Origin of the sequence: Chryseobacterium sp., from assembly GCF_045629545.1 — a bacterium.
Classification (GTDB): Bacteria; Bacteroidota; Bacteroidia; order Flavobacteriales; family Weeksellaceae; genus Chryseobacterium.
Map to the genome: position 1 here is coordinate 254,045 of NZ_JAZQRK010000026.1, position 16,201 is coordinate 270,245.

Sequence of the window (16,201 nt, forward strand, 5' to 3'; positions counted from 1 at the left end):
ATGAATTAATTTGAAAATTTGAAAATGAGAAATGACAAAGAAAATATTATAGTTAATAAAACTTTTGATTTTGCATTGAAAATTGTTGAATTTTTAGAAAATTTGTACGGAACTAGAAAATTTCCTTTAGCAAACCAAATTTTTAAATCTGGAACTTCAATTGGCGCTAATGCATGGGAAGCTCAAAATGCAGAAAGTAAAGCATATTTTATTCATAAATTAAAAATTGCTGCCAAAGAAGCAGATGAAACTGAGTATTGGCTTTTGTTATGCTCAAAATCACCTTAGTTACAATCTCCAAAAGAGGAATTAATTTCAGAATTAAAAGAAATCATTTTAATTCTTTCTAAAATTATTGCAAGCTCTAAGCTTAAATAATTTTCAAATTAACTCATTATCAAATTTTCAAATATAAAATATGAAAGTAGGAATTATAGGTGCCGGAACAATGGGTATTGGTATTGCACAAGTAGCAGCTTCCAATGGTTGTACAGTTTTAGTTTTTGATGCAAATATTGCTCAGGCTGAAAAGGCACTTTTAGGTTTAGACAAAACTCTGAACCGTTTAGTAGAAAAACAAAAAATAACTGCAGACAAAAAAGAAGAAATTTTCAATAATATCTCTATTGCCAAAGAATTACAAGATTTTGCACCATGCAATCTTATTATCGAGGCAATTATCGAAAACAAAGACATAAAAACCAAAGTGTTTACAGAACTAGAAACTTATGTTTCAGATTCTTGTATTATTGGTTCTAATACTTCCTCTATCTCTATAACATCTCTGAGTGCAGAGCTGAAAATACCAAGTCGTTTTATCGGAATCCATTTCTTTAACCCAGCTCCACTGATGCCTTTAGTAGAGATTATTCCAGGATTATTAACGGAGAATAATTTACCTCAAGAAATGATTGATCTGATGAAATCTTGGGGAAAAATACCTGTTTTGGCGAAGGATATTCCTGGTTTTATTGTGAACAGAATTGCTAGACCTTACTATGGCGAAGGCTTGAGAATTGTGGAAGAAAATATTGCCACTCCAGAACAAGTGGATGATGCGATGAAAACTTTAGGCGGTTTCAAAATGGGACCATTTGAATTGATGGATCTTATTGGAGTAGACGTTAATTTCTCTGTTACCACAACGGTTTACAAAGATTATTTCTATGATGCCAAATACAAACCATCTTTGTTGCAACAAAGGATGTCTGAGGCTAAACTTCATGGTAGAAAAACAGGAAGAGGTTTCTATGATTATAGCGAAAATGCACAAAACCCAATTGCTGAAAAAGATGAAGCATTGTACGGGCAGATTTATTTAAGAATCATTTCTATGTTAATCAATGAGGCAGTAGAAGCCAAAAGATTGAAAGTGGCAAATGATGAAGATCTAGAATTGGCAATGCAGAAAGGCGTGAATTATCCTAAAGGATTATTAGCTTGGGGAAAAGAAATAGGTTACCAAAAAATATCTGAAACCTTAACGGATCTTTACAACGAATACCAAGAAGAACGTTACAGACAAAGCCCATTACTAAGTAAGTTGAATTAGATAATGTGTTAATTTGAAAATGAGTAATAATTTTAATTTTCGAATTAACATACTTTCAAATTTTCAAATGGTTTAATTTTCAAATTTAAAATATGACACCCAATCAAGTTGTAGACTATATGATGGAGAAGGATTACTTCTCTCAGTTTCTAGGAATAAAAGTTATTGATATTAAAGAGCAATATTCTTTAATTGAAATGACGATCACAAAACAAATGCTGAATGGGTTGGGCACTGTGCACGGAGGAGTCACCTTTGCTTTTGCAGATTCTGCTTTTGCATTTTCTTCTAATAACGATGGCAATGCTGCTGTTGCACTAAGTGTGACTATCAACTTCACGAAGGCTGGAAGAGAAGGTGATGTTTTCAGAGCAGAAAGTATTTTGGTAAATAATACCAGAAAAACGGCGATCTACGACATTAATGTTACCAACCAAAACAACGAGTTGGTGGCGAAATTTGTAGGAACAGTCTATAAAATTGGTAAAAAAGTAACCGAATTATAAATTTTAAAATTTGATAATGAGGCAATTTGATAATGATTTGGTACGCCATATATCATTTTCAAATTCTCAAATTAATGAATTCTCAAATTAAAATTATGAACAACGTATATATCATAGATTATGTAAGAACACCGATTTCCAAATTGGCAGGTGGTCTTTCTCAAGTTCGTCCAGACGATTTGGCGGCGATTGTTATCAAAGAAATTATGGCTAGGAATCCTGAAGTTCCTGCTGAAGAAATAGAAGACGTTATATTAGGATGTGCCAACCAAGCTGGTGAAGACAACAGAAACGTTGCAAGAATGGCAGGTCTTTTGGCTGGTTTACCTTACAAAGTAGGTGGCGAAACTGTAAATAGATTGTGTGCATCTGGGATGTCGGCTGTAGCCAATGCTTTCCGTGCTATCTCTGCAGGAGAAGGAGATTTTTATATCGCTGGTGGAGTAGAACATATGACGCGTTCTCCTTATGTAATGTCCAAACCGAGTACTGCTTTTGGTAGAGATTCTCAGATGTTTGACACAACTTTCGGGTGGAGATTTGTAAATCCAAAGATGAAGCAAATGTATGGGGTAGACGGAATGGGCGAAACTGCTGAAAACTTAGCAGAAATGCATTCTATTTCTCGTGAAGACCAAGACAAATTTGCACTTTGGTCTCAGCAAAAAGCCACGAAAGCACAAGAATCGGGAAGATTAGCAGAAGAAATTGTTGCGGTAGAAATTCCGCAGAAAAAAGGCGATGCTATTATCTTTGATAAAGACGAATTTATAAAACCAACTTCTTCATTAGAAGGATTAGGCAAACTGCGTCCAGCTTTCAAAAAAGAAGGCGGAACAGTAACGGCAGGTAACGCATCAGGTATGAATGATGGAGCTGCTGCACTAATTTTAGCAAGTGAAGAAGCGGTAAAAAAATACAACCTAAAACCTATCGCAAGAATTGTTGGGTCAGCAGTTGCGGGTGTAGAACCTCGTATTATGGGAATTGGTCCTGTAGAAGCTACTAACAAATTGCTTTCTCGTCTAAATTTAACGTTAGACGAAATGGATGTAATCGAACTGAATGAAGCATTCGCAGCACAAGCATTAGCAGTAACTAGAAGCTTAGGTTTAGCAGATGACGATGCAAGAATCAACCCTAATGGTGGAGCTATCGCAATTGGACATCCACTAGGTGTTTCTGGAGCAAGAATTATTGGTTCTGCAGCTTTAGAACTCAACAAGCAAAACAAAAAATATGCACTTTGCACACTTTGTATCGGAGTAGGACAAGGCTATGCAATGGTCATTGAAAAAATATAAATTGGGCTAAATTAATAGTTTGAAGATGTGATAACTCTTACACAATTATCGCATTTTCAAATATCTAAATTAAAATTACCTCATTTTCAAATTAAACTTATGAATATTTATTCCTATCACGGGATTCGTCCCATCATCAAGCCTTCAGCCTATATTCATCCTCAAGCGGTGATTATTGGTAATGTAGAAATTGGTGAAGATGTATATATTGGTCCAAACGCAGTAATACGCGGAGATTGGGGGAAAATTATTATTAAAGATGGCGCCAACGTTCAAGAAAATTGTACGCTACACGTATTTCCTGGGATAGAAACTATTTTAGAAGAATCTGCTCATATTGGACATGGTGCAATTATCCACTCTGGGCACATCGGGAAAAACTGTTTAATCGGGATGAACGCTGTGATTATGGATAAAGCCTACATCGGTGACGAGTCTATCGTGGGTGCTTTGGCATTCGTTCCAGCTAATTTCAGATGCGAACCTAGAAAACTTATTGTTGGAAGTCCTGCAAAAGTAATTCGTGATGTTTCAGACGAAATGATCAAGTGGAAAACCGAAGGCACAAAATTATACCAAGAGCTAGCAAGAGAAGGCAAAGAAGCCATTCAACCTTGCGAACCTTACACAGAATACGTAAAACAAATTCCTACAAAAATTGTGGATTATGGGATCTGGGATGATGTAAAATAAATTGAAAAGTATTTAGACTTAACGGATTTCTAAAACTCGTTAGGTCTTTAGGTAAGTTATTATGATTAACACAGAAAATTTTGAATCTGATTCTGTTTATCACATTTTTTCTCATGTCAATGGAAAAGAATTGATTTTTCGTGAAGAAACAAATTATCAATTTTTTTTGAAGCAATTAGAAAAATATATTCTCCCGATTGCAGATATTTATTCATATTGTCTTTTACCAAATCATTTTCATTTATTATTAAGATTTAAAAATATTGAAAATTTAAATGTTGAGGACGAACACAAATATCTAATGAGAAAATTTGGTAATTTTTTGAACTCTTACGCTAAAGCATTTAATAAAAAGTATAACCGAAAAGGTGCGTTATTTCTGAATGCCATAAAGCGAAAGAAAATAACAGATGAGAAATATTTACTGAAAGTTCTGCATTACATCCATAATAATTCGGTTAATCATAGTCTCGTAGATAAAATTGAACAATGGAAATACTCTTCATATCATTCATATATAAATCCAGAAAAAGATAGTAAGTTGAGTAGGAAAGAGATTATGCAATACTTTGAATCATTTGAAATTTTTAAAAAATATCACCAATCTAGTGTTGAATATGATTTCTTAAATTTTGAATAATTGTTACAAACCAAACCTAACGGGTTTTTAAAACCCGTTAGGTTTATAAAAAAATAGAAGTTTGCAAGAAGGTTTAGTGAAAATTTTTCCTCTTAAATAATAAAACACTAGAACATGGCTACATTAACAATTAGAGTTTTAAGCAAATCACATACAGATCTGCTGAAAAGTGTAAAAAACTATGAAGATAAATCCGAATGGCAAACTACAGAAAAGAGATTTGTTGCTTTTTTCGATATTTTGGGATTTAAAGAATTAGTTTTAAGAAATACTCACAGCGAAATTTTTAAAAGTTTATTAGGGATTTCTAATTTACGAAAAGAAATAAATCCTCAAATAACAGAAAAAGATTTCTCAAATGATAAATACAAGCCAATTGAATTAATTACTTTTTCTGACTCAATAATAATTTTTTCAAAAAATGATTCTATTGAAACATTCAAGGTTTTTATTGAATCTTTAAATTGGATTTTTGCAAGAATTATTGAAATAGAAATACCTGTTAAAGGAGCTTTTGCACACGGTGAAGTTAGTGTTGATATTGAAAAACAAATTTTTTTCGGACAAGCATTAATAGATTCTTTTCAATTACAAGAAGATGTTGACTATTTTGGAGCAGTTGCGCATAATTCAATTGATAGATATATTTACGAAAATGAGATTAAAGATGTTGAAGAGCAATTATTTGAAATTATAACTCCATTAAAATCAGGGAAAATTAATCACTTAAATTTAAAGTATTTCCCATTTATTGTTTATGATAATTATGAAAATATGTACGAGTACTATAACAAATTTAAATTTTCAGCTTCTAGTAAACCACGAAAATATTTACAAAATACAATAAGTTTTTACAACGAATATCTAAAATTTATAAAAAAATGAAACTAAAAAACTATATAGCAGGCCGTTGGGTAGAAGGTAACGGAGAAGGTATTCCTTTATTCAATGCAGTGAATGATGATTTGGTTGCCATATCAGATACTGCAGGTTTAGATTTCGAAGAAGCTTTAGACTATGGTAGAACTTTAGGATACAAAAACTTATCCTCGATGACGTTCTATGATAGAGGACAAATGCTGAAAAATGTAGCTTTATATCTAGCCGAAAGAAAGAAAAAATACTACGAACTATCTTATAAAACAGGAGCTACACATGCTGACTCTTGGGTAGATATAGAAGGTGGTTTCGGAACTTTTTTCGCGTACTCTGGTTTGGCAAAACGTATGTTGCCTAATACTACTTTTTGGGTAGATGGCGACACGCAAAAATTATCTGCAAACGGAACTTTCATCGGAGCGCACATTCTTACGCCTTCGGAAGGAGTTTCTGTACAGATCAACGCATACAACTTCCCAGTTTGGGGAATGCTAGAAAAATTATCAACTTCATTATTGGCAGGTGTTCCAGCGGTAGTAAAACCATCTCCATTTGGTTCTTATCTTACCTATGAAGTTTTCAAAGATATGATAGAAAGTGGCTTCTTACCAGAAGGCGCAATACAATTGGTATGTGGAGATCCAGGAAATATATTAGATTTTGTACAAGATGGAGATTCTGTATTATTCACAGGTTCGGCATCTACAGGTAGAAAACTAAAATCATTACCTAATATTTCTGGTGGTGCCGTACGTTTCAATATGGAAGCAGATTCTCTGAACTGTTCTATTTTGGGATTAGACGCAAAACCAGGAACTCCAGAATTCGATTTATTTATCAAAGAAGTAAGAAACGAAATGACTACCAAGGCGGGACAAAAATGTACGTCTATCCGTAGAATTATCGTTCCAGAAGATTTAGTTGGAGATGTTCAGAATGCTTTATCAAAAGCTTTAGATCAAGTAAAAATAGGAAATCCACTTTCTAGGGAAACTCGTATGGGATCTTTGGTAGGGAAACAACAATTTGATGAGGTATTTAGAAAAATTGAAATCCTAAAATCTGAAACAGAACTGATCTACGACGGAAAACAAGATCTAGTAGATGCTTCTTTTGATAGTGGTGCATTTATGACGCCAAAATTATTCTTAAACGACAGTCCGTTTACCAAAAATATCTCTCATGATGTTGAAGCCTTCGGTCCTGTATCTACTATTATGCCTTACAAAGATGCTGAAGAAGCTGCTGCATTGGCAAAACGTGGAAAAGGAAGTTTGGTAGGTTCTATTGTTTCTCACGATGAAAAATTCGTAGCAGAAACAGCATGGAGAATGGCTTCTCAGCATGGAAGAATTTTCGTTCTAAACAGAGATTCGGCTAAGGAAAGTACAGGTCATGGTTCGCCACTTCCAACGATGATGCACGGTGGTCCTGGTAGAGCAGGTGGTGGAGAAGAAATGGGTGGACTAAATGGTCTTCATTTTTTCTTACAAAAAACAGCGATCCAAGGTTCTCCAGATATCGTAACTGCAATTACTCAGCTTTATCAGCAAGGTGCAGAGAAAAAATATTCGGATAAACATCCATTCCAAAAATATTTCGAAGAAGTAGAAGTTGGAGATTCTCTAGAAACTGCAGGTAGAACGGTAACAGATGCAGATATCGTGAATTTCTCTAATGTTTCTTGGGATCATTTCTATGCGCACACAGATGCAACTTCTCTTACAGGAACTATCTTCGACAAAACGGTTGCTCACGGATACTTTATCTTATCAGCAGCTGCAGGATTGTTTGTTTCTGGTAAAAAAGGTCCTGTAATTGCAAATTATGGTTTAGAAAACGCAAGTTTCTTCAAGCCAGTTTATGCAGGTGATACCATTACAGTATATTTAACAGCAAAAGAAAAAATAAATAAAGGAGTAAAAGGAAGAAATATTCCTTCTGGTGTTGTAAAGTGGTTAGTAGAAGTGGTTAACCAAAGAGATGAGGTAGTTTGTGTTGCAACTATTTTGACGTTGGTAGCTAAGCAATCTCCTTTTATTGATCTTAAAGCAAAAAATGTTGAAAAGATATTGAAAGGTCTTACAGAATCTACACCAGCACAATTCGGAACAATGACGCCTCAATTGATGGTAGAACATTTGGAAGAAGTTGTTAGAAACGGTTTCGGTGATTTGCAATCTACAGACTTCCCAGAAATTCCAGAATTACACTTAGAAAAATTACAAGATTGGTTGTATTCCAACAAAGAAATTCAGCAAGGCGCGCATTATCCTTTATTGAAAGAAGGAGATGTTTTGCAAGCAAAATATAAAAATCTTTCTGAAGCTAAAGATAGATTAGCAGAAGCCGTGAAAGAGTTTCTTGTCTACTACAGAGAAAATGGACAAGCAGAACATTTCCACCCTAGATTTGGATTATTAAACAAAGAAATGATGGAGCTTTTCCAAAGAAAGCATTTTACTTATCACTTCAAACAGTTTGGTCTTTTGTAAATTGAAATATTAAACTTTCACAAACCGACATTTAAAAGTTTTATACTTACTATTCTTTCAAAAGAATTTTGATGTACGGTAAAAAGTTTATTTGAAATTATTGTAATTTACAAACGTTTATTGTAACATCTAATTTCTATGAAAAACTTTCCCGAAGGAATTACTTTTAAATATCCTTGGAGAAAATACCAACAACATTTTTTGGATGGTCTGGAAGATAATCTTTCAGACCATCATTTGCATGTAGTGGCACCACCAGGTTCTGGAAAAACCGTCTTAGGGCTAGAAATTATGTTGCGACTAGATGAGCCAACTTTAATTGTAGCACCCACTTTAGCAATTCGTGATCAATGGATTTCTCGATTTTACGAATTATTTCTTCAAACGGATCAAAAAGTAGATTGGATTTCCAAAGATTTCAAAAACCCAAAAAAAATTACGGTAACAACCTATCAAGGTATTCATGCAGCTTGTAATCATCAGAAAGAAGCCAATAATGATGAAGAGGTAACTGCTGACGATTTCCAGACGCCTTACAATGCAAAAGCGATAAAGGAGGTTCTACAAGAACTAAAAAAACAAAAGGTTAAAACTTTTATTTTGGATGAGGCACATCACCTCAAAAAAGCATGGTGGTCTTCATTGATGGAATTAAAAAATGGAATTTCTCCTACTATTGTAGCACTCACTGCCACACCACCTTTTGAAGTTTCGGGATTGGAATGGCAGAAATATATTCAGTTAAATGGCGAAGTAGATGTAGAAATCTCGGTGCCCGAATTGATGTTGGAAGGAGATCTTTGTCCGCATCAAGACTTTGTATATTTTACTTTGCCTACAGAACAAGAACAAAAAACCGTAGAAGATCATTATCAACGTGCTGAAAATATGATATTGGAAATCTCTAACGATTCGGCTTTGTTGGATGCAATCTTATCTCATCCCATTTATCAAAATCCCCAAAAGAATTTAGATTGGATTTATGATAATATTTCTTCCTATTCATCGGGTTTAATTTATTTAAAGTATAAGGGAATCGAGATTCCTAAAATTCACTTTGAAATATTGGATGATGATCAAAACCTCGTTCCGGAAATTACAATTTTTTGGTGGGAAGAATTGTTGGATTTCTATTTGTTTGTGGATACACTACATTTTCAAAATTTTCAAGAACATCGCACAAACTTAGAAAATAGACTTCGTCATAATGGTTTCATCGAGAATAAATTTGTGAACTTTTATAATACTAAAAATTTAAACCAAATTTTTAATCAAAGTCTCGGAAAACTAGATGCAATCAATAAAATTTCAGAATTTGAGTTTTCTACTCTTGGTGAAGATTTGAGAATGTTAATTTTAACCGATTTCATTAGAAAAGAATTTTTAGTAAGTGAGAAAACAAACGAATTAGTTATCGATAAAATAGGAGCTATTCCTATTTTTGAAAATCTTAGGAGACAAAACTCTCAACAAAGAAGAATTGGGGTCTTAACGGGAAGTATCGTTATCTTGCCTAAAGTTTCACTTGCACAATTCCTAGTAATTTGTGAAAGAAAAAATATTGAAAAAATTCAGTACTCGACGTTAGCATTTGACGAAAACTATGTTTTAATACAACAAAACGAAAGTATAAGATATGAAATAGTTCAAATGATAACAGAAATTTTCGAAAGTGGAGGAATTCATATTTTAATTGGGACAAAATCTCTTTTAGGTGAAGGTTGGGATGCTCCCAAAATAAATTCTCTGGTTTTGGCAAGCTTTATTAGTTCATATGTTTTATCTAATCAAATGCGTGGCAGAGCCATTCGTGTAGATAAGTCCAATCCAAATAAAGCTAGCAATGTTTGGCATTTGGTATGTTTCGATCCTAATCATTCTGAAGGAGGAAGCGACTATATTAATATCAAAAAACGTTTCAAAACATTTGTTGGTATCTCGAATACAAACGATCCAGTGATTGAAAATAAATATGATCGTCTTGGCTTCAAAGAAATTGTGACAACTAATCAGATTTCAGAGATGAATAATCAAACCATGGTTTTGGCTAAGAATAGAAAGGATATTCTGAATCGTTGGAAAATAGCTTTATCAAAAGGAAAAATATTAATTGAAGAAATTCAGATTCCTTTTAATGAAGATAAAGATTTCAAAACGATAAAGTCTAAGTTTTTAGGGAAAACCTTAGGAAATTTATCACTTACTTTATTTTCCACTTTTTTCATGTTTTTGGGTAATTTTGCTTCTACAATTATTAAAAGTTGGAATAGAATAAACGATCCGCGGAGTTTTACCATTTTTACTACGTTGTTTGGAATTGCAGGATTTTTGACCTTTGGTGGTAAATTTTATAGAGCTTTTAGACAGTTTTTAAAGTATAAAAATATTGCAAAAAATGTTCAAAAATATGGTGAAGTTGTCTTAAAGACTGCTATTAATGAACGTTTGATAAATACACCCTACCAAAAATTACAAATAATTTCTGAAAATGATGACAATGGAAATTCAGTTTGTTATCTTTCTGGTGGTAATAGATACGAGAATAGCCAATTCATTAGTCTTTTGCAGGAAACTCTTTCACCGGTAGACAATCCTAGATATTTGATTAAAGAAAATAAAAGTTTTTTTGGTCGCGACAAAACTACGTATTTTGCAATTCCAGAAATATTTGCAAAAAATAAAAGAAGTGCCGAATTTTTCCGCAAAATATGGAATAATGAAGTTTCAAATTGCCAATTGATATATACGAGAACAATAGAAGGAAGGCAAATTTTATTAAAAGAACGCTTCAAAACACTAATGAACAAACATAAACACATCGAACATTTGAATAAATGGACACGATAATTTTATTAGATAAATATTAATTTTACAACAATCAATAAAAAACTAAAAATAAAAATGACAGATTTTGTAACTTCAGAATTTAAGAATAATATAGCCGAAATTACTTTCGGAACTGCAAAAAGCAACTCACTTCCAGGTGCAATTTTAGAAAATTTAGCACAAACAATTCTGGAAGAAGGAGCCAAAAAAGAAGTAAAAGCAATCTTGGTAAAAAGTGCTGGTGAAAAAGCATTTTGTGCAGGAGCTAGTTTTGATGAATTATTAGCAATTGAAGAGCTAGATGCTTCAACGAAGTTTTTCGGTGGTTTTGCAAAAGTATTGAACGCCATGCGCAATTGCGGAAAAATTGTAGTGGTAAGAGTACAAGGGAAAACTACTGGTGGTGGAGTAGGGATTGCATGTGGTGCAGACTATTGTTTCGCGACCAAAGATTCTGCTTTGGCACTTACAGAACTTAATTTAGGGATTGGACCTTTCGTGATTGGACCGTATGTGGAAAGAAAAATTGGGAAATCTCAGTTTGCTGCGATGGCTATTGATGCAGATTTTAGAAGTGCACAATGGGCAGAACAACACAACGTGTATCATTCTGTTTCAGATTCTATTTCAAAGATGGATGAGCAACTAGAGAAGTTTTTAACCATTCTTTCTGGTAGAAGTGATGATGCTTTGGCGTTGATAAAAAAAGTGTCTTGGGAAGGAACAGATCATTTCAATGATTTGATGCCTGCAAGAATTCATATGAGTGCAAGCCTTATTTTGGAAGATTCTGCCAAGGAAAATATCGGAAAAATTAAAGAAAGACTAAGAGCAAAATAGGATTTACTATTTTCAAATTTTAATACTCAACCTTGAAATGAATAAATATCTTACAAGGTTGAGTTTTTTTATTTTGTGAATTCTACTTTCAATAAAGAATACAAATCTGAGTCTTCGAAAATTCCGTCTACCAAATAATGTCCTCGCATTCTGCCTTCTCTTGTAAATTTGAAATATTGCAACAATTTCAAAGATGGAGTATTATTCGCATCAATCACAGCTTCAATTCTATTTAATTTCATTTCTGCAAAGCCAAATTCTAATATTTTCTCAAGCGCTTCTTTCATGTAACCTTTGTTTTTGTATTCTTCAAATCTAAGATCGTAGCCAATTTCAGCTCTTTGATGTTTAGGGTTCCATGTATGAAAGCCACAATTTCCAATAATTTTATTACTAATTTTTTCTACCAACTGAAAATTGAGCATGCTCTGGTTATAAGAATCGTATCCTTTTTTATAGATATTTTGCTGATATTCAAATTCATCATCATTAAGTCCCAAGATCGATTTTATTTCTTTTTTATCATTTTCTTTAAATATTGTAGTCATTACCTCAGAACTCAATTTTTGAAGCAGAAGGCGAGGTGTTTCTATAGTATCAAATATCATTTTTAATTTTTATTAAATTTAAGAAAATTGTTGACATAATATCAACAGATTCTTTATTATTCACTTGGTTTATCCCATGGAACAATATGTTTTTAAATTGTAAGGTAATGCTGTGAGTACCGCAAAAATAAATTATTAGTGTTTGCTTGAAATTATTATATTTATAAATTAATTAAGTTTTTTATATAAAATAATTATTTATGATTAAGAAAAAATATTTTTTATTAGGCTTAGCAGTGTTTTCGAGCAATTTTTTGTTTTCGCAAGTTACTTTGCCTTTTACAGAGCTTTTTGGCTCTAGTTCTACACAATCTCAATGGAATGCCACTAATGCTGCGGTTATTGTGATAAGCAATCCAGATGTGGGCTCGCCAAGTGGTAATGTGGGGAGTTTCATGTACAATTTCTACAACTCTCAAGGGCAATCTACCTACAACGTTATTTCTCCAACTTTGGTTACCAATGGATCACCAATAAAGGTAACTTTCGATTTTGCGGCTGCCAACCGTTATACAATGCCCGCTGCAATACAAACTGTATTTGCTGATGATCATATTATTATTGAATATTCTACTGATAATGGTGCAACATATACTCAATTTAAAGATTACGAAATCGGAAGAACTGGAGAATTGAATACGGGTGGTACAATTCCAGCATTTTTTACACCTACAACTGCACAATGGGTAACCAAATCTCTAGTATTACCTGCAGGCACCAATAAAGTAAATTTTAAAGGGATTAAAAACAATGTGAACCAAGCTGGCAATTTTGCTTATTTAGATAACGTCAATTTCACACAATGCGCTACTACAGCGCCTACAGGATCTTCTACTCAGAGTTTTTGTGCAGCGCAAACGCTTGCAGATTTGGTAGTGAATGGTAGCAATATTATTTGGTATACTACACCAACAGGAGGAAGTGTTTTACCATCTACAACACCTTTGGTCAGTGGAACTACCTACTACGCATCTCAAACCGTAAGTTTATGCGAAAGCCAAAGCAGATTCCCAATTACAACTACTTTGGGAAGTTGCCTTAGTACTTCAGAAAATAATCAGGTGGCATCGGATTTTTCTATTTTCCCGAATCCAACTCAGGAAATTTTAAATATAAAATCTAAAAATAAAGTGACTCAAGCGTCGGTTTATAATATGGTTGGATCCAAGATTGTTTCGTTCTCCGACAAAGATTTAAAAAGTATTTCTTTAGATCATTTGGTAAAAGGAATCTATATGATTGAGTTTAAATTTCAAGATGGAACTACTTTCTCTAAAAAAATCGAAAAGAAATAGATTTTTAATTTAAAAAAAAAAATAGCCTGCATCAAAATATTGTGCAGGCTATTTTTTTAGATATGCTTTAGTTTAAGCTTTCAAAAGATTAATGGAAACTGTTGCCAAATCGTTATTAGGGAATTTGCGAGATAGATGATTATCTATTTTTAATCCAACCTCTTCACATATTTTCCTGAAAACATCCACTTCCAAAATATACTGATCCGAAAATCCATGCGTAGCTTCATATGCTGTAGCTGCGGTTTTTCCCAAATTCTCACTTATGAGTTGAGATGGCAAACCGTGAAGCTCTATAATCAACAAGCCATTTTTCTTGATGTAAGGAAGCCAAAGTTCAAGATGTTCTTTCAGGCTTTCTTCCACCAATCGGTTAGCAAGTCTTTTCCCACGATAGGCAAAAGCTCCTTCGGAAGTACTAATTCTTGTAGGATCTTCATTTTTTGGCGCATTCCAAACACGGTTATGATCCAAAAATGTTCTTATATTTAGCAAATCTGAAAGCTCAATATTATAATCACTTTTCAAATCGTTGGCAAGGCGTTCTGGGTTTCCAATATCTCCCCAAATTACTTTTGCCCAAATATCATTATTAATAAGATTGGCTCTAGTTACTTTCAGAGCAGCATCATTATAGTCGGCTCCTACAAGAAACAATGGATGCTCTTCTAGGATTTTACCTCTTAGTGTTTGTCTTTCTATGGTTTCAAAAATATGTTGTATAAATGCACCATTTCCGCATCCCATATCCAAAACTCCTTTGGGCTGAAGATGGATGGGCTGGTTGAAAATCTCGATGATAAAGTCATTAGCAACTTTAAAATAATTGGAATGTGCGCCACCACTTCCCCAAACGTTCATCGTTCTATCCACATGAATTTCATCTTCTCCTTCAGCGATTTCTCTTATTTTGGAAGGATTACCGAAAAGCAAATCATTCATTTTATTAAGCAACGGAAGGTAAGAAACAGTTACTCCATATGAAGGCGCTCTTTTGGCAAAATAAATTCCTGTTTCTGTAAATTTGTAATTGCTATTGGATTTAGTAAACCAACCTAAGTAAGTAAGAAAGTCTAAAATCATTTCAAAATTTTCTGCATTCTTATGAAACTCGGCTGCTTGAAATGATGTTTCCATAAAATACTTATGAAACATGCCATTCATCCCAAGATACACCACAATGGGTCCAACAATACAACCTTCAATATGGGTTAATATCTGTGTCTGAATTGCTTTTTCTTCCTCATTACTTGCAGGCTCTAAGTTGAATTTATTTTTTGAAGATTCCGTTAATTCTGATAATAATTGAATAAATTCGGCTTCATCAATTTTGGATTTTATAGAAGACGCTTCTTTTAAAAACGGAATTACTTTTTCGTACAAATGTCCATATTTCAAAAGGGTAGAAGTGGCTTCATTAGTAGATAATACAATTTCATCGCTGATATGATTGATCTGATATTTAATGAAACCTTGTGAAGCCAAAGTCTTCAAGGCAACATTAAGATATCCATCGTTAGAAGGATATTTTTGTGATATATTTTTGAGGGTAATTTCTTTAGATTCTAAGATAGATTGTACAATTCCGCTGTTTATAAGCTCTACTGCTGAAGGAGCAGTTACAATTCCGTCTAGATGTCTGAATAATATCGAACGATAAAAATCTTTATCCATTTTGTTTATTTCTTTAAACTAAAGTTATTGATTTTTTCTGTATAAAGGCTTTGCCAGCTTGTTAATTGTATCCTAAAATTTAGATTTTAAAAATTCTTGAAAAAATACTTGGTTTATTCAATTGAATTTGTAGCTTTGTAATTCAAAGTTCTTTTTATGGAATCAAAAAAGTATCACGAAGATTTATTACACATTCGCTCTATGATGGAGCGTTCTTCAAAATTTATTTCACTCAGTGGATTATCAGGAGCCTTCGCTGGGGTAGTAGCACTTTGGGGTGCAGCTTATGCTTATTTTTTGTTTGAAAAGAACGGTATAGACTATCTAGATGGGAGAAGAAATATCTATTCTCCAGAAATAGTAGACCAACTTTTGGTGGTTGCGATATTAGTTTTGCTATTTGCGATTGTTGGAGGTTATTTTTTTACTAGAAATAAAAGCAAAAAGCAAGGAAAAAAGATGTGGGATGCCACTAGTAAAAGATTATTGATTAATTTTGCAGCGCCTTTGGCTACAGGAGGAATTGTATGTTTGGCACTTTTGTACCATCATTTATTCCCACTTATTGCACCAGCAACATTGATATTCTACGGTTTAGCACTTGTCAATGCAGGTAATTTCACCTTCACAGATGTAAAGTTTTTGGGATACTTAGAAATTATTTTGGGTATTATATCCTTGTTTTTCTTGGGTTGGGGACTTATTACTTGGGCTATTGGCTTTGGAGTTTTGCATATTATCTACGGAATAATTATGCATAAGAAGTATAAGTAGTTATTTAGTTAATTAGATTTAAAATTGGAGACATTAATTCTTAGGTAGAAATCTCACCAACACGTTTAGATATTTATCAAAATTATTAGGTGACTATTTTTAAAATTTCCAAAAC

Annotated in this window: 14 protein-coding genes; 12 read left to right on the plus strand and 2 right to left on the minus strand. The window is 33.2% G+C overall.

Going from position 1 to position 16,201, the window contains the following annotated elements:
* Positions 1-24: 24 nt before the first annotated feature.
* From ACKI42_RS06595 to ACKI42_RS06640, 10 genes are all read left to right on the plus strand, one after another.
* Positions 25-288, plus strand: coding sequence for a four helix bundle protein (locus ACKI42_RS06595; RefSeq protein ID WP_407403679.1), 264 nt, complete (start codon positions 25-27; stop codon positions 286-288).
* Positions 289-418: 130 nt separating this feature from the next.
* Positions 419-1,552, plus strand: coding sequence for a 3-hydroxyacyl-CoA dehydrogenase NAD-binding domain-containing protein (locus tag ACKI42_RS06600; RefSeq protein ID WP_407403681.1), 1,134 nt, complete (start codon positions 419-421; stop codon positions 1,550-1,552).
* 92 nt (positions 1,553-1,644) lie between these two features.
* On the plus strand, positions 1,645-2,058 hold the full coding sequence (paaI, locus tag ACKI42_RS06605) for a hydroxyphenylacetyl-CoA thioesterase PaaI (protein ID WP_407403683.1): 414 nt from the start codon (positions 1,645-1,647) through the stop codon (positions 2,056-2,058).
* Between the two features lie 95 nt (positions 2,059-2,153).
* On the plus strand, positions 2,154-3,362 hold the full coding sequence (gene pcaF / locus ACKI42_RS06610) for a 3-oxoadipyl-CoA thiolase (RefSeq protein WP_407403685.1): 1,209 nt from the start codon (positions 2,154-2,156) through the stop codon (positions 3,360-3,362).
* Positions 3,363-3,461: 99 nt separating this feature from the next.
* Complete coding sequence (locus ACKI42_RS06615) at positions 3,462-4,055, plus strand: transferase hexapeptide repeat family protein (RefSeq protein ID WP_407403687.1); 594 nt, start codon at positions 3,462-3,464, stop codon at positions 4,053-4,055.
* Positions 4,056-4,116: 61 nt separating this feature from the next.
* Positions 4,117-4,695 carry a transposase gene (locus tag ACKI42_RS06620; RefSeq protein ID WP_407403689.1) on the plus strand — a complete coding sequence of 193 codons (579 nt, stop codon included), beginning with the start codon at positions 4,117-4,119 and terminating at the stop codon, positions 4,693-4,695.
* Between the two features lie 114 nt (positions 4,696-4,809).
* Positions 4,810-5,580 carry a hypothetical protein gene (locus ACKI42_RS06625; protein ID WP_407403691.1) on the plus strand — a complete coding sequence of 257 codons (771 nt, stop codon included), beginning with the start codon at positions 4,810-4,812 and terminating at the stop codon, positions 5,578-5,580.
* Positions 5,577-8,069: a phenylacetic acid degradation bifunctional protein PaaZ gene (paaZ, locus tag ACKI42_RS06630; RefSeq protein WP_407403693.1), complete on the plus strand. Its 2,493-nt coding sequence runs from the start codon at positions 5,577-5,579 to the stop codon at positions 8,067-8,069. The genes ACKI42_RS06625 and paaZ overlap by 4 nt, the downstream gene beginning before the upstream one ends.
* A 138-nt stretch (positions 8,070-8,207) precedes the next feature.
* Positions 8,208-10,916, plus strand: a complete 2,709-nt coding sequence (locus ACKI42_RS06635; RefSeq protein ID WP_407403695.1) for a DEAD/DEAH box helicase family protein — start codon at positions 8,208-8,210, stop codon at positions 10,914-10,916.
* 54 nt (positions 10,917-10,970) lie between these two features.
* The gene (locus ACKI42_RS06640; RefSeq protein WP_407403697.1) at positions 10,971-11,735 is read left to right on the plus strand and encodes an enoyl-CoA hydratase/isomerase family protein; all 765 of its coding nucleotides are present in this window, start codon (positions 10,971-10,973) and stop codon (positions 11,733-11,735) included.
* A 68-nt stretch (positions 11,736-11,803) separates the two neighbouring features.
* Here the strand turns inward: ACKI42_RS06640 and ACKI42_RS06645 are convergent, their stop codons facing one another.
* Positions 11,804-12,343: a GNAT family N-acetyltransferase gene (locus tag ACKI42_RS06645; RefSeq protein WP_407403699.1), complete on the minus strand. Its 540-nt coding sequence runs from the start codon at positions 12,341-12,343 to the stop codon at positions 11,804-11,806.
* Positions 12,344-12,543: 200 nt separating this feature from the next.
* Here ACKI42_RS06645 and ACKI42_RS06650 point away from each other — a divergent pair, with 200 nt between their 5' ends.
* Positions 12,544-13,638 (plus strand): T9SS type A sorting domain-containing protein, encoded by a 1,095-nt coding sequence (locus ACKI42_RS06650; RefSeq protein WP_407403701.1) that lies wholly within the window; start codon positions 12,544-12,546, stop codon positions 13,636-13,638.
* Between the two features lie 72 nt (positions 13,639-13,710).
* Here ACKI42_RS06650 and ACKI42_RS06655 read toward each other — a convergent pair whose 3' ends face one another.
* Positions 13,711-15,312, minus strand: coding sequence for a class I SAM-dependent methyltransferase (locus ACKI42_RS06655; protein ID WP_407403703.1), 1,602 nt, complete (start codon positions 15,310-15,312; stop codon positions 13,711-13,713).
* Positions 15,313-15,468: 156 nt separating this feature from the next.
* Between ACKI42_RS06655 and ACKI42_RS06660 the strand changes: the two genes are divergently transcribed.
* Complete coding sequence (locus ACKI42_RS06660; RefSeq protein WP_407403705.1) at positions 15,469-16,086, plus strand: hypothetical protein; 618 nt, start codon at positions 15,469-15,471, stop codon at positions 16,084-16,086.
* The last annotated feature ends 115 nt before the right edge of the window (positions 16,087-16,201 follow it).

Coding starts and splice junctions, on each gene's coding strand:
- ACKI42_RS06640 (WP_407403697.1), top strand. CDS start 10,971: ATGACAGATTTTGTAACTTCAGAATTTAAGAATAATATAGCCGAAATT.
- ACKI42_RS06615 (WP_407403687.1), top strand. CDS start 3,462: ATGAATATTTATTCCTATCACGGGATTCGTCCCATCATCAAGCCTTCA.
- pcaF (WP_407403685.1), top strand. CDS start 2,154: ATGAACAACGTATATATCATAGATTATGTAAGAACACCGATTTCCAAA.
- ACKI42_RS06650 (WP_407403701.1), top strand. CDS start 12,544: ATGATTAAGAAAAAATATTTTTTATTAGGCTTAGCAGTGTTTTCGAGC.
- paaZ (WP_407403693.1), top strand. CDS start 5,577: ATGAAACTAAAAAACTATATAGCAGGCCGTTGGGTAGAAGGTAACGGA.
- ACKI42_RS06635 (WP_407403695.1), top strand. CDS start 8,208: ATGAAAAACTTTCCCGAAGGAATTACTTTTAAATATCCTTGGAGAAAA.
- ACKI42_RS06645 (WP_407403699.1), bottom strand. CDS start 12,343: ATGATATTTGATACTATAGAAACACCTCGCCTTCTGCTTCAAAAATTG.
- ACKI42_RS06660 (WP_407403705.1), top strand. CDS start 15,469: ATGGAATCAAAAAAGTATCACGAAGATTTATTACACATTCGCTCTATG.
- ACKI42_RS06595 (WP_407403679.1), top strand. CDS start 25: ATGAGAAATGACAAAGAAAATATTATAGTTAATAAAACTTTTGATTTT.
- paaI (WP_407403683.1), top strand. CDS start 1,645: ATGACACCCAATCAAGTTGTAGACTATATGATGGAGAAGGATTACTTC.
- ACKI42_RS06620 (WP_407403689.1), top strand. CDS start 4,117: ATGATTAACACAGAAAATTTTGAATCTGATTCTGTTTATCACATTTTT.
- ACKI42_RS06625 (WP_407403691.1), top strand. CDS start 4,810: ATGGCTACATTAACAATTAGAGTTTTAAGCAAATCACATACAGATCTG.
- ACKI42_RS06655 (WP_407403703.1), bottom strand. CDS start 15,312: ATGGATAAAGATTTTTATCGTTCGATATTATTCAGACATCTAGACGGA.
- ACKI42_RS06600 (WP_407403681.1), top strand. CDS start 419: ATGAAAGTAGGAATTATAGGTGCCGGAACAATGGGTATTGGTATTGCA.